Here is a 13,006-nt window from a genome sequence, read left to right on the forward strand (position 1 = left end):
TCTCGTGATTGACAAGCCTGTGACTTCGTATAAATAATATCGTATACGAAATTTCTACAAATGGCGCAGCCGAACCCCAGAGGAGAATGGTCATGGGATTCAAAAGAACGATCCACGCGGTCGATACTCACGCAGGCACGCCGATGCGCGTGATCACGGGCGGCGTGCCGCATATTCCCGGCAATTCCGTCTATGAGAAGATGAAATGGCTGGAGACGAATGACGATCAGCTGCGCAAGCTGATGCTGCGCGAGCCGCGCGGCTACCCCGCCCATTGCTGCAACATCATCGTGCCGCCCTGTCATCCGGAGGCCGATGCCGGCTATGTCATCATGGAGCAGGTCGAATATCCGATGATGTCCGGCGGCAACACCATCTCGGTGGTGACGGTTCTCCTGGAAATGGGAATGCTGCCGATGAAGGAGCCGGTCACCGAGCTGGTTCTCGAGGCGCCGGCGGGCCTCATCCGCGTGAAGGCGGAATGCAGCAACGGCAAGGTCAAGAACGTGACCTTCAAGAACGTGCCGGCATTCGCCGCTCATCTCGATGCCGTCATCGATGTGCCGCATCTCGGCAAGGTCACCGTCGATGTCGGCTGGGGCGGCATGTTCTATGTCATCGCCGACGTCCGTCAGTTCAAGGGTCTCGAACTGATCCCGGCGCACGGGCGCGAGATCGCGCGCGTGTCCGCGATGATCCGGCAGGCGGCCATCGAGCAATTGCCGGTCGCCCATCCGCATTATCCCGGCGTCGGCATCACGATCTCGCAGCTGTCGGGACCGACCGACGATCCGAATGCCGACTGGAAGAATACGGTGACGATGGCGACCGGCGATCTCTCCTGGGACGATCCGGCGACCTGGACGGGCGCGCTCGACCGCTGCCCCTGCGGCACCGGCACCTGCGCGAAGATGGCCGTTCTGCATGCCAAGGGCGAACTGCCGCTCCATCAGGATTTCCGGCATCAGGGGATTCTCGGCAATGTCTACACCGGCAGGCTGGTCGAGGAAGCAAGGATCGGCGACAAGGCCGCCGTCGTTCCCACACTGACCGGCACCAGCTGGATCTCCGGCCTGAACACGCTCGTTCTGGACAATGACGATCCTTTCACCGAGGGCTTCATGCCCGGCGATATCTGGGCCTGACGAAGGGCAGAGCGCGGCATCGCCTGTGGCGACGATCCTGCTTCCGTTTCGGAATTCGAATGTTTACAAGGCTGAGCCATGAACATTCGACCGAACGGAAGGCTTCATGAAGCTCATGCGTCGCACGCTCCTCGGCTCCCTATGGGCGATGATCGGCTGGACGCCGTCCCTCGCCACGGAAACCAGCCCTGATACTAAGGAGGAAACGACGACGCGGGAGGAGGCGTCGTCGGTGAAGCCAAGGCATGTCCTCTGTTTCCTCGGCAGGGATAGCGATCTCAGCCGCTTGTCCGAGGCGGCGTCGCAGGCGATCGGCGATTTCGCCGCCGGCTTCAGCGTCGATGAGGATTATTCTCAGGGCGAGCCGGACGACAGAATGAGCCGGTCCTTCGACGTATGCTGGGATCGGGTTGAACCCGATGCGTGGAGCGCGGCCGACGAGCAGGCCGTCGCCGATCATCAATCCGTTCTCTACGTCCTCGGGCCGAGCATGGAGCAGGCGGAGACGGTGAAGGTTTCGATGGTGGCGCTCCGCCTCATCGAACGGATGATCGATGTGGGCGCGGTTGCCGTAAAAGGCGAAAGCGCCGGCATCGCGCATGGGCTCGATCGGTGGCGGGCGCTGATCCGACAAGGGGCCGAAGCGCAGAAGGCGGGCGACCCCCTCGCCGAGCAGCGCATCGGCCGTCTGGCCTTCGCCAAGCGGCCGCTCTCGGCACTGGGATATCTGGAAAGCGTCGGCTTCCATCTCGTCGGACTGCCGGAGGTCTATGTGTCTGACACGGCAGGCAGCGAAAGACAGATCGTCGCCATCATGGACACGGTTGCCGACGAGATCGCCGGCCAAGGCCTCGAAGCCACTCTAAAAGCGCGCGGGGCTAGCCTCTCCTTCAAGTCCACCTATGAAATGGACGAGTTCAAGTTCAATCCCTACGGTACCGTCAAGCTCGCCGGGTGAGGCTCGCGGCTTAGTATAGGCTGGAGTGATATCGCCGCTGCAGCGTCTCGCTCATATACCGCCGCTCAATCGTTCTGCTGTTCCAGGGTCTTGGCGAGTTCTTCGTAATGGCGGGCAGATCCCGCATTCTTCTCGGCGGCATATTTGGCGCCGACCATCCGCGCCGCCTCGGCCGCGATGCGAAAGGCGTCTATCCTCTCCTGCGGGTCGGGATCGGCTTGTCCGCCGATGTCGCCGTCGCTGAAGCTGCCGGCCCTGTATCCGTCGGTCAGATCGACGACGCCTATCTCGGGAATCCCGTCCTTCATCCGGCCGAAGAAGGCAGCCCCCGCCTTGTCGCCGTCGCGCCGGCGCAGCATGCCTTCACCCGACGCCTTTCCGTCGACGCATGCGCCGATCCAGAAGGTTGGTCCTGTTGTCAGGGAGGCCGGCGCCACGAAGCTGCAATGGCTGGCCGGGTCCTGCGACCAGTGAAGATCGGCTTGCGCCGCCCTTGAAGGCGCATGGAAACTCACGATCGCGGCCAGCACGATCGGCGCGATGGCAGGCAGTTTCCGTATGGCGCGGCAAGCTTTTCCTACCGTCATTTCACGTCCTTCATAGTCACGATGATGCATTGCGATTCCCTGGAAAAGCCGATCCGCCAAATGGCCGAAGCAATGCACCATTGTCGCGCCGGCGACAACGGTCAGAATGTCACCGAGCCTGCGGCTCAATTGTATTTGATCGTGTCGCTGACCCTAGGGCGATTGAAGAAATGATGGTCGAAGCCGTAGCCGTTCTGTCCGGTGAAATTCGAAAAGAACGCCGAAACCGGTGTCGTCAACGTGTATTCCACGCGGGTCAGCACCACCTGCACGCCGGTTTCCTGTATCTTTTTCGGTATGTCGATGGCGCTTGCCGTGCCGGAAGCGAGCGACGAGGTGTTGAATGCGGCCGACCAGTTGACGGTCGCCTTGCCGCTATTGTCGACATCGTTGACCGTGACCGTGATCGTCAGCCCGGTGGTGTCATAGGGCTGCAGGATGAAGCTCGCGCCGGAGAGAAGCTTGGTGACGTCGGTCTTCGTCCAGGTGCTCTGCTGGGCGATCATATCGCCTGTGCTGGACGCGATCTCGTCTATCTTGCGGCTGACGGTGAGGGCATGGCCGAGATCGACGGTGCCGAACAGCAGCATAATGAGGATCGGCAGCACCAGTGCGAATTCGACGCCTGAAGCGGCCGTACGGTCGGGTGCGAGCCGGCGGATGCGGGAATCGACGCAGGTGAGAAGAGCAAGGCTCGGTTTCATGATCATGTCAGAAGGGCTCGTTGCGGAACAGAGCGGACGATCCGAGGAGATAGCGGCCGTCGGAAAGCTTGGCGCTCGACAGGCTGAAGAAATTGACGGTGGCTTCCCAGGGCAGGAATGCCTGCACCAGGATGTAGTCGCTGCCCTTGCCGATATCGTAGGTCTCGGTGACGGCGAGCTTGCCGCTATTGTTGATGGGATCGGTGCTGGCGGCGGACGACAGGTCGGAAAGCACGCTGACCTTGACGACGAGACCGCTGGAACAGCTGAAAGCGAGAAACATGTCGTCGCAGATCTTGGCCTTGAAGCTGTTCAATGTGATCTTTGATGACGCGACCTCGCCGGTGCGGATCATCCGGGAGATCTTGTGAACCGAAGCGTCGAGCGAGGAGTTGACGAAGAACATCAGCGACACTTCGATGATGCCGAATATCATGATGAAGAGCGGCAAGGCGAGGATCGCAAACTCGATCGCGGCCACCCCCTTGCGATCGCCGAGCAGGCGGCGAAACGGCGCAAAGCGTTTTCTTTCGGTCATTGGGTCAACCGGACGGAAGAGAGATACTGGGTGAAGAGCGTCGACAGACCGGCTGTGATCTCCGACGACAACGATGCCGAGATGAACAGGCTCTTCGATGATGCGCAGCCGGCAAGCGCATAGGGGATGTAATCGCGTCTCGTAATGCTGCTCGAAACGCCGCTGTCCATGGTGCCGCCCCACGTGTTCTTCCAGTTGGCGCTGGCCATGGTCGAGCCGACGGTCGCGTTATAGCCCCAGTCCGAGGTGATCGGCAGATATTCGGTATAGAGCACCGCCATCGTGTTGGATTGGTTCTTGAGATAGCCGCACCATTCGGGATTGAGCGGCGCCACCTTGTTCCAGTATGCCCCGTACGTCCTGTTCTTGTTTACGCCGTCGGTTACCCATTCGCGTTGCGACTGCACGCCGTCCGTCAGCAGCAGAACCAGCTTGAGCGGCGAGCCTGAGGAAGTTCCATCCCCTCCGGCACCGACTTTCTGCTTGAGCGTCGCAAGCGATACATCGAAATAGGTGGCGGCCTTCGAGGTCGCGCTGGTAAGGCCGTAGCTCGCGTCAGCCAGGCGGGTGCGCGCCGTATCCGTGCTCAGCGTCGGGGTCAGAACTTCGGTGAGCGTATCTCCGAGGCTATAGAGCCCGATCTTGATCCGTTCATGATTGGCGTCGGATTCGTCGATCATGTCGAGCACTTCGCGCACGGCGTCGCCGGCGACGTCGGCACGCAGCTTTATCTTCTTTTCCGAGCTGTATTCGTAGTTGTTGGCATATGTCTTCTTGCCGATGGTGTGCGCGTCGCCGGTGTGGCAGGCGAACTGGCATTTGATGCCGGCATACATCGTCGCCTGGCCCGATGTCGTTGCCGCCAGCAGCATCGAGGGCGAGGTGTCGATGACGATATAGACGTTGAGATAGGAGGTGGCCGGCCCCTTGACGGCGCTCGCCACGCTGACATCGACGGTATCGATGTTGGCGATCTTCATGAAGGTTGTGGGAACGGTGCCGCTCGCCGTCGCCGTGATGTTGTGATTGGCGGTATCGATGTCGATTTCACCGAGCGTGTAGCTGTTGTCCACCTGCGAGTGGAACCAGTCGGAAACCTTCGTCTTGAGGGCGTCGGTGTCCTCGGCGTTGTTGATCTGCTTGACCGCGGCGATCAGTGCCGCGTCAAGGTCGCTCTGCATTCGCTGCCGGACATTGTAGCTGCGAATGTAGTCGAAGCTCGCGCCGACCGCGACGAGCATCGGCACGAGGCTGAGGGCGACGATGATCGCGACGTTGCCGCCCCTCGCCCTTCCGAGGCCGCGAAGGGCGCTTGCAATTCGATCACGTGAGGATGAAAGGGCCGACTTCAAAAAACACCGTTGCGCAAAAGAAAAAATAGCAAAAGCAAGATGTATCCGGAAAACTTGAGGGTTTGTTAATTTCCCCGGATCCCTGGGAAACCAGGCTGCGAACCCGTTGTTTGCTGCGCGTTTCGGACATGTCTGCGACTTTTGGATATTCGCGCATCGCCGCACCTGCGCGCCGAGCTTGCCCTCAGCGCTGCATCAGCAGGTCGTGCAGGCGTTTTTGAACGTCTTGCGAAGACATGGTCCTGTCGTTGAAAAAGTCGCCCACCACGGCAATCCAGCCCTCCGACATCTGGGTCGGCATCGCCTGGGACTGGGCGCTGACTTCGCCCTTCCTGGCCTTGATCATCTCCAGGCCGAGCTTGCCGCAGCGATCGAGCCCGGCTGGATCGACGTCGGTGCGCACCGGCAGCGATCCCTTGATCCGGCTGAACGCCACCTGATTGTCGCGATCGAGCACCATGCGGGCGAAAGCCTGCTGCGCCTGCGTCGCGCCGTCGCGATTGGTAAGCGGGAAGGCAAAGGCATCGACCACCATGAAATAGGCGATCGAGGTGCCGGGAACGAGGCTGCAATCGAAGTCCTTGTCGGCGCTGTAGCCGCGCGCCGCAAGCTCGCCCTTGGCCCAGTCGCCCATGAACTGCATGCCGGCCGTGCCCTGGCCGACCGCCGCCGTAGCATCGGCCCAGGTCTTGTCCTTGCGCTGCTCGAAAGGTTCGACATAGTCGGACAGGCGCAGCAGCATGTCCAGGGCTTCGATCATGCGCGGATCCTGCACCAGCGCGGCATCGCCGCTTATCATACGGGCGTAACCTTCCGGACCGAACTTGTGATAGACGATGTCGTTGAAGATGAGCGACACCTCCCACCGCTTGCCGCCCAGCGCGATCGGCACGCGTCCCGTCGCCTTGATCTTTTCGGCCGCCTCAAAGATCTCGTCCCAGGACTGCGGCGTCTTCACGCCCGCTTCGGCAAATGCCGCCGTGCTCGTCCAGAGCCAGTTTTCGGCGTGGATGTTGGTCGGAGCGAAGTAGACCCTTCCCTTGTAGGAGATGCGGTCGAGAACCGTCGCGGGAATGACGTCCCGCCAGTGATCCGCCTCGGCGACATCGTCGATATCCTGCACGATGCCCATCTCCGGCAGTTCGCGCGATCCCTCGTTCGCATTCCATTGCATGACCGCCGGCGCGTATCCGTTGGCGATGCGATCGCTCACCGCGCGCTGGACGGCGACCTTGTTTTCCGCCGGCATGTCGGCCCACTGGTTGCCGGCGGCCGCCCAGGCCTTGCGGAAGACGTCGAGCGCGGCAGACTCGCTTTTCGACACCCAGAAATGCGCGACATCGACTGCCATGCCTTGTTCCGCAGAAGCTGATGCCGCAGGAGCCGTGGCCGCCAAAGCCGCGGCAAGCCATGCAAGTTTGATTTTCCGTTTCATGTCTTGCCCTCTTTTGATTGATTGATCCCGCTCCCCGCTCAGGAGACGGCATCAGCCCGCAACTTTCTTGACCGCCCCGCTACTTCCCGCGCCGCCGGACGGCGCAGCAATCGTTCGGTCGCCACCGAAGCCGGTTCCGGCTTGGCGAATAGATAACCCTGGCCGGTCTCGCAGCCGGCGTTCAGAAGGAAGCCGCGCTGCACCTCTTCTTCGATGCCTTCCGCGACGCAGCGTTTGCCGAGGTTGCGGGCGAGGTCGATGATCGCCCTGATGATCTGCTCCGAGCGAACGTCCTTGCCGATTTCGGCAACGAAGCTGCGGTCGATCTTGAGCTCGTCGAAGGGGAAGTCGCGCAGATGCACGAGCGAGGCGAAGCCGGTGCCGAAATCGTCGAGCGAGACGGAGACCCCATGCTCGCGGAACCGCGAGATGGTTTCGGCGATCTGGTTGGCGCCGCGGTTGAGAAACACGTCTTCCGTGACCTCGATGGCGAAATTGCGCCAGTCGAGCCGGTTCGCCTTGACCGCCGCAGCGATGAGATCATAGCCGTCATGGCTGACCAGCAGGGCTTCCGGCAGATTGATGGCGACCGAACCGGCGGCGAGCCCCGCCGCCTTCCATGCCCTGAGATCGCGCGCGACCGTATTGACGATGCAGCGCGTCATGCTTTGGATCAGATGCCCCTCCATCAGCGGCAGGAAACGGCCGGGCGGCAGTATGCCGAGCTGCGGGTGGCGCCAGCGCACCAGCGCCTCGAAGCCGAGATGCCTGCCCGTCTGCAGGTCGACCTTCTGCTGGTAGTAGACGACGAACTCGTCACGGTCGGCGGCGAAGGCGAGGGCTGCGGCAAGCTGGTTCTGTTCCAGGCGCTGAGCGAGGGATGCTTCGTCGAAGATGACGGCCGTGTTGCGCTTGGCCTTGGCGGCATAGAGCGCCACGTCGGCGATGCGCATGAGGGTCGTCTCGTCGGCGGCGTGGCCGGGAACGACGGCACCGCCGACGCTTGCCGAGACCGGCAGCAGCCGGCCCTCGAAATGACACTCCGCCGCGATCGCGGCAACGGCGCGCGCGGCAATGCCCTCCAGCGTCGCGGCGTCCGAAATGCCGGGAAGCAGAGCGGCAAACTCGTCGCCGCCGAGCCGGGCGACGACATCGCCGGCGCGGAAGGTCTTCTGCAATGCGGTCGCGACATGGCTGAGGACGGCATCGCCGGCTGGATGGCCGAAACTGTCGTTGGTGGCCTTGAAGTAATCGAGATCGACCAGCAGCATCGAAAAGCCTGCGCCCGTCCGATCGAGGGAGGCGAACAGCCCGTTCAACGCGTCATTGAACGAGGAGCGGTTGCCGAGGCCCGTCAGCGTGTCCGTATGCGCGAGATGGGTGAGCTTGATTTCGAAATCGAGCGTCCGGCGGTGCTCGGTGCGCAGCTTTACCAGCAGCGGTATGAAGAGGATGAGCGTTGCCAGAATGAGCGTGGCCGCGGTCAGGCTGAGAAGCACGGCGCTGATGAGGCGGGTATGATCGATGCTCACGTCGCTTCTGTCATGCGCGCTGTCGATCAAGGCGCTGAACTGACGCATCAGCATGCTGTCGGAGGAAACGGCGAAGTCGATCGGTCCCCAGAAGCTGTAACGCTCCCGCCGCTCCTGCAATTTCGCCGAGACGACGCGTTCGGCTCTCTGAAGGAAATCCTCCAGCCGTCCGTCGAGTTCGAGCCGCAGTTTCTCGGCCGCCGGGTCCGGCCCGTTGAGCCGCTGGAGGAGGTTCGCCTCGACCCTGTCGTTCAGGTCGTTCAGATCGACGCTCATGGCGCGGATCTCACCGATCGCCTTTTGAACGTCCTCGACCATCGGCCGGATGATGTATTCCGGCATATTCGGATCGGTCGAGGCGCGCATGACCGCCCGCGTCTGGTTGGCAAGCTGCTGGAAGCGGATGAACTGGCGCCCGGTGAGATAGCTGATGTCCTGTTGCAGCGTATGGCGATCGAGGGCCATCTTGACCGTGAGGAAGGTCGCGCCGATCAGAACCGTCATGACGACGACGGCCGCGACGTAGTGCCGCCCGATGGAGCGAATATATTTCGCCACGGAGGAATGGGACTCGCCGGACGGCGCCGTATCTTCGATATCTGATCCAATCACCATTCACGCCCCGTCAGGAAGGATAGCCGGCCGAGCTGCTTTCGGCCTCAGCGCCGTTGAACTCGTTCTTGAGATTGTTCTGCCTCCAACAGGCAGGCTTCGAGCCAAACGCCTTGGCGCCGGACGGTTGCGTCACGATGATTTACCTGGAGATCGGCCGTCATGGCCCTGGTCCGCGCGCCGGGCACTGGCACGCGGGAAATGTGGAACCGCGCCGCCGATGGGCGCCGTTCCTGGCGTTTGCCGCCGGCTGCAGCGCTGCCGCGGGAGCTCTTGAAACCGCGGCAGCGCGCGCCTTCGCTCGAGGCGCTTGCCGCGAGCAAATGCAGGCGCAAGTCTGCGCCTCACGAATGTCAAATGACAGGAATGTTCCGCTCTTTCAGCGCCGGCGCCACCGCGCCGCGCCGTTAAGAGTTGCCGTCATGCGGATCCTGAATTGTCGACCATTTTTCCTCCCCCTTCGGCCTGTGCCGTCTTCCCTGACGCACGGCGCGGATTCTGGCTCGTCCGCAATCCGTCGTCATGGCGGAGAAGTTCAAGCAGCACCTCATTGATGATCAAACTGCGGAAGGTCTGGTTTCAGAAGCGTAAATGCTTCTGCTGAAAAGGCAATGAAACCAGCTTCTTGCAGGAAATCGGATATGAAAGCGTCGTGATTTGGCTATCGGGTTCGGATTTCGGATAAAAATCTGTCCCGCTTCGAAATTGCTTGCGCACCGGCCTCGCGTTCAGGCCGTCCGGCCGATGCGCCCAGGCGATTGCCGCAGCGAAAACCGGGCGATGGCGGCGGTTTTGCCGGCGGGACTATCCACTTTGCGCGCGGACGATCCGTATCGCGCGCCGAAAATTGCACCACCTCCGCAGACAGAGCGATCTCTTAATTTTCTGACCGCAGTGTTTCGGTCGAGCGATGTGCTCGATTGCAGCGGACCCGCGCCCCTCAAATGACTTGGGCGGCTTCTTGGAAGAATACTCGGCCGGGTGGATGACGCATCCGGTTGTTGCTCATGGTGAGTAAACTCATGACGAAGCCGTCGTCCCAATCGTCTCGGCCGCCTGCCCGCTTTATGGAGAAGCACGGCGGCGAGGGAAAAGGAGCCGAGCATCAGGACGCCGCAATCGACCGGGAAGCGCTTCTCGATGCGCTGCTGGGGCCGTTTCCCCTTCCGGTGTTCTACAAGAATCCGCATGGCCGTTATATCGGCTGCAACAAGGCGTTCGAAGATTTCTGCGGCCATGGGCGCGAAGAGATCATCGGGAAAACGGATTTCGATCTCAACTCGAAGCATCTGGCTGAACTCTATCTGATCGAGAACGAAACCCTCCTCGAAAGAGGCGGAGCCCAGTATTCCGAAAGAAAGATGATCACCGCAGACGGCGCGGTGCGGGATGTCGTCTGGAACAAGGCAGTGCTCTCAGGCGAAAACGGCAATCCGGCCGGGCTGATCGGCGCCGTCGTCGACATTACCGAACGCAAGCAGGCCGAGCGCGAGCTGAAGAAGGCGCTCGAATTCGCAGAAGGCATCCTCACCGCCATACCGGATGTCCTGTTCGAAGCGGATGAGGAGGGCCGTTATCTCCAGGTCTGGACGCGAAATCCCGAACTGCTCGCCCAGCAGAGGGAGATGCTGCTCGGCAAGACGGTCAACGATGTGCTTGCAGTCGATCAGGCGGCCATCGCGATGGAGGCTCTCCGCACGGCTGGCCGGGACGGAGTAGCCTACGGCCGATGCATCCGCATCGCCTTGCCGAATGGCGAAACGAGGTGGTTCGAGCTCTCCGTGGCCAGACGGCCGAGCGCCGATCCCACAGCCGCGACCACTTTGCTGGCATTCTCGCGAGATATCACCGAGCGAAAACAGGCTGAAGACGCCATCAATTCGGTGCGGACGCAGTTGCTGAGCGTGCTCCAGACCATGCCCGACATGATCTGGGTCAAGGACATGAATGGCGCCTACCTGCTGTGCAACCACACTTTCGAGCGGCTGACCGGGCTGGCGGAAGCCGAGGTCGTCGGAAAGACGGATTTCGAGCTGTTCGATATGGAAAGGGCCCGATTCTTTCAGGAGTCGGACAAAGCGGCGATCAAGGCCGGCGAATGCATCCTCAGTGACGAGGAATGGGTTGTTTCGCAGGAGAGCGGCCAATCCATTCTGCTGGAAACGCGTAAAGTTCCGGTCACGGATGCGGCGGGAGAAATCGTCGGCGTTCTCGGCGTGGCGCGTGATGTGACGGAGTTGAACGCTTCGCGCCAGAAAATCCACCAGATGGCTTTTTACGATCCGCTGACCTCGCTGCCGAACCGCTCGCTGTTCAACGATCGGCTGCGGCAGATGATCACCTCGGCCGGATCGCGCGGTCAACGAGCCGGCGTGATGCTGATCGATATCGACCACTTCAAGGTCGTCAACGATACGATGGGCCATCCCGTCGGCGACGAATTGCTCTGTCAGGCGGCTGCCCGTCTCAATGCCAGCGTCCGCGACTACGATACCGTCGCCCGTCTCGGCGGCGACGAGTTCGCCATCCTGCTGCCGGATCTCAGGCAAGGCGATGATCTCGGCCGCATCGCCGGCAGCATTCTGGAAAAGTTCAAGGGCGGCTTCCTGCTTGATGGCAAGGAGGTCTTCATCTCCTGCAGCGTCGGCATCGCGCTCTATCCCGGCGACAGCGCCGACGCCAACGATCTGGTGAAATATGCGGACTCGGCGATGTATCTCGCCAAGCGCTCGGGGCGAAATAATTTTCGCTTCTATTCCAAGGATCTGACGGCGAGCGCCGAGGAGCGCATGCGGCTGGAATCGGAATTGCGCCGCGCCATCGAGCGCGAAGAGCTGGAGCTGCACTACCAGCCGAAGGTGCTTCTGGACAGCGGCACAATGGTCGGCTCAGAGGCACTGCTGCGATGGCGTCACGCCGAGATGGGCATGATCCCTCCCGACCGGTTCATTCCGGTCGCCGAAGATACCGGGCTGATCGTCGAACTCGGGCGATGGGTGCTGCGCGAGGCCTGCCAGACCGCCGTGGAATTGAACACCGACAGCCGGGCCCCGCACAAGGTGGCGGTCAACCTGTCGGTCAAACAGTTCCAGTCCGCCGGGCTGGTGAAGTCGATCGCCGAGATTCTCGACGTGACCGGCTGCCGCGCCGAATGGATCGAAATCGAAATCACCGAAAGTCTTCTCCTGGATCAGAAGGACGAGACGCTGCAGACACTCTCCGAACTTCGCGACATGGGATTTTCGATCGCCATCGACGATTTCGGCACCGGCTATTCGGCGCTGAACTATTTGGCGCGCTTTCCGATCGACACGCTGAAGATCGACCGGTCGTTCATCAACAGCGCCGACCGGCGCAACGAGGAACTCGTCAAGGCGATCCTCTCCATCGCCCGCTGTCTGGGGCAGAATGTCGTTGCGGAAGGCGTCGAAACCGCCGAGCAGGCGGCCTTCCTTGCCGCCAACGGATGCGGCTCCGCGCAAGGCTTCCTCTACAGCAGAGCCGTGCCGAAAGCGGAGATCATCGCGCTGCGGCTGCGCTCTCCGGCCGGCGGCTCCAGCGCAGGCGAGATGTGGCCTCGCGGGTGAGCGCGTCTGATGAAGGATCGCCGACAGTCCTGCAGCTTTCGATTGCGCTATCCGATTGTCGCAGCTCTGTCCACATGGCGCAGCAAAGCCGCAAAGTGAGCTGCGAGGCGCCCCAAAGTAGGGTTTTGTTAAGGCTGATCCGGCGTTTACTGCTCTATGAACACGAAGCAACTCATTGAAATGAATGGCGAACTGTTCCGGTTGTCCGGCGATGAAGCACGCCGCAGCCCATGCGCAATCGGACCTGGAGACATGAGCGTTTCCTGTCCTTCAGAATACGAAATAATGAAATGCACATTGCCGAAATCATTCCCTTTCCCCATCAGCTTTCCAACATCTCGGTAGACGCTTGCGAGCCGCAGGCCGTGGGTGGGCCGTCCGCCGCCACGGATACCGATATTGATCAGATGCTTCAGGCGCGCGCCCGGATCCGCAAGGTTCTGGACGAACTCGACAGGCTGAACGGCGAGTTGAGCCAATTGATCGTTGAAGGCTGATAGAGCAGACGATCGCCGGCGGGATCTTCACCGGTCCCGCCACCTGACTTCACTGAGGC

10 protein-coding genes are annotated in these 13,006 nt (G+C 61.4%); 4 read left to right on the forward strand and 6 right to left on the reverse strand.

Annotated elements, in window-relative coordinates; genetic code table 11:
- The first annotated feature begins 92 nt into the window (after positions 1 to 92).
- Positions 93 to 1,145: a proline racemase family protein gene (locus tag ATY77_RS00770; RefSeq protein WP_190237552.1), complete on the forward strand. Its 1,053-nt coding sequence runs from the start codon at positions 93 to 95 to the stop codon at positions 1,143 to 1,145.
- 106 nt (positions 1,146 to 1,251) lie between these two features.
- A complete protein-coding gene (locus ATY77_RS00775) occupies positions 1,252 to 2,103 on the forward strand; it encodes a hypothetical protein (RefSeq protein WP_088685650.1) in 852 nt (283 codons plus the stop codon).
- Positions 2,104 to 2,168: 65 nt separating this feature from the next.
- Here the strand turns inward: ATY77_RS00775 and ATY77_RS00780 are convergent, their stop codons facing one another.
- The 6 genes from ATY77_RS00780 to ATY77_RS00805 all read right to left on the reverse strand — a co-directional run bounded on the left by ATY77_RS00780 (position 2,169) and on the right by ATY77_RS00805 (position 8,866).
- On the reverse strand, positions 2,169 to 2,690 hold the full coding sequence (locus ATY77_RS00780) for a hypothetical protein (protein ID WP_190237553.1): 522 nt from the start codon (positions 2,688 to 2,690) through the stop codon (positions 2,169 to 2,171).
- Between the two features lie 125 nt (positions 2,691 to 2,815).
- On the reverse strand, positions 2,816 to 3,394 hold the full coding sequence (locus tag ATY77_RS00785) for a TadE/TadG family type IV pilus assembly protein (protein WP_245314289.1): 579 nt from the start codon (positions 3,392 to 3,394) through the stop codon (positions 2,816 to 2,818).
- A 7-nt stretch (positions 3,395 to 3,401) separates the two neighbouring features.
- Complete coding sequence (locus ATY77_RS00790; protein ID WP_088675542.1) at positions 3,402 to 3,932, reverse strand: TadE/TadG family type IV pilus assembly protein; 531 nt, start codon at positions 3,930 to 3,932, stop codon at positions 3,402 to 3,404.
- Positions 3,929 to 5,284 carry a TadE/TadG family type IV pilus assembly protein gene (locus tag ATY77_RS00795; protein WP_088685652.1) on the reverse strand — a complete coding sequence of 452 codons (1,356 nt, stop codon included), beginning with the start codon at positions 5,282 to 5,284 and terminating at the stop codon, positions 3,929 to 3,931. Before ATY77_RS00795 ends, ATY77_RS00790 begins: the two co-directional genes overlap by 4 nt.
- Before the next feature lie 184 nt (positions 5,285 to 5,468).
- Positions 5,469 to 6,719: an ABC transporter substrate-binding protein gene (locus tag ATY77_RS00800; RefSeq protein WP_088685653.1), complete on the reverse strand. Its 1,251-nt coding sequence runs from the start codon at positions 6,717 to 6,719 to the stop codon at positions 5,469 to 5,471.
- A 38-nt stretch (positions 6,720 to 6,757) separates the two neighbouring features.
- Positions 6,758 to 8,866 carry an EAL domain-containing protein gene (locus tag ATY77_RS00805; RefSeq protein WP_088685654.1) on the reverse strand — a complete coding sequence of 703 codons (2,109 nt, stop codon included), beginning with the start codon at positions 8,864 to 8,866 and terminating at the stop codon, positions 6,758 to 6,760.
- Positions 8,867 to 9,930: 1,064 nt separating this feature from the next.
- Here ATY77_RS00805 and ATY77_RS00815 point away from each other — a divergent pair.
- Positions 9,931 to 12,450, forward strand: coding sequence for an EAL domain-containing protein (locus ATY77_RS00815; RefSeq protein ID WP_088685656.1), 2,520 nt, complete (start codon positions 9,931 to 9,933; stop codon positions 12,448 to 12,450).
- A gap of 290 nt (positions 12,451 to 12,740) precedes the next feature.
- The gene (locus tag ATY77_RS00820) at positions 12,741 to 12,947 is read left to right on the forward strand and encodes a hypothetical protein (RefSeq protein ID WP_088685657.1); all 207 of its coding nucleotides are present in this window, start codon (positions 12,741 to 12,743) and stop codon (positions 12,945 to 12,947) included.
- Positions 12,948 to 13,006 lie beyond the last annotated feature (59 nt).

The organism is Rhizobium sp. R634, assembly GCF_002211305.1.
Classification (GTDB): domain Bacteria; phylum Pseudomonadota; class Alphaproteobacteria; order Rhizobiales; family Rhizobiaceae; genus Rhizobium.

Coding starts and splice junctions, on each gene's coding strand:
- ATY77_RS00770 (WP_190237552.1), top strand. CDS start 93: ATGGGATTCAAAAGAACGATCCACGCGGTCGATACTCACGCAGGCACG.
- ATY77_RS00775 (WP_088685650.1), top strand. CDS start 1,252: ATGAAGCTCATGCGTCGCACGCTCCTCGGCTCCCTATGGGCGATGATC.
- ATY77_RS00780 (WP_190237553.1), bottom strand. CDS start 2,690: ATGACGGTAGGAAAAGCTTGCCGCGCCATACGGAAACTGCCTGCCATC.
- ATY77_RS00785 (WP_245314289.1), bottom strand. CDS start 3,394: ATGAAACCGAGCCTTGCTCTTCTCACCTGCGTCGATTCCCGCATCCGC.
- ATY77_RS00790 (WP_088675542.1), bottom strand. CDS start 3,932: ATGACCGAAAGAAAACGCTTTGCGCCGTTTCGCCGCCTGCTCGGCGAT.
- ATY77_RS00800 (WP_088685653.1), bottom strand. CDS start 6,719: ATGAAACGGAAAATCAAACTTGCATGGCTTGCCGCGGCTTTGGCGGCC.
- ATY77_RS00805 (WP_088685654.1), bottom strand. CDS start 8,866: ATGGTGATTGGATCAGATATCGAAGATACGGCGCCGTCCGGCGAGTCC.
- ATY77_RS00815 (WP_088685656.1), top strand. CDS start 9,931: ATGGAGAAGCACGGCGGCGAGGGAAAAGGAGCCGAGCATCAGGACGCC.
- ATY77_RS00820 (WP_088685657.1), top strand. CDS start 12,741: ATGCACATTGCCGAAATCATTCCCTTTCCCCATCAGCTTTCCAACATC.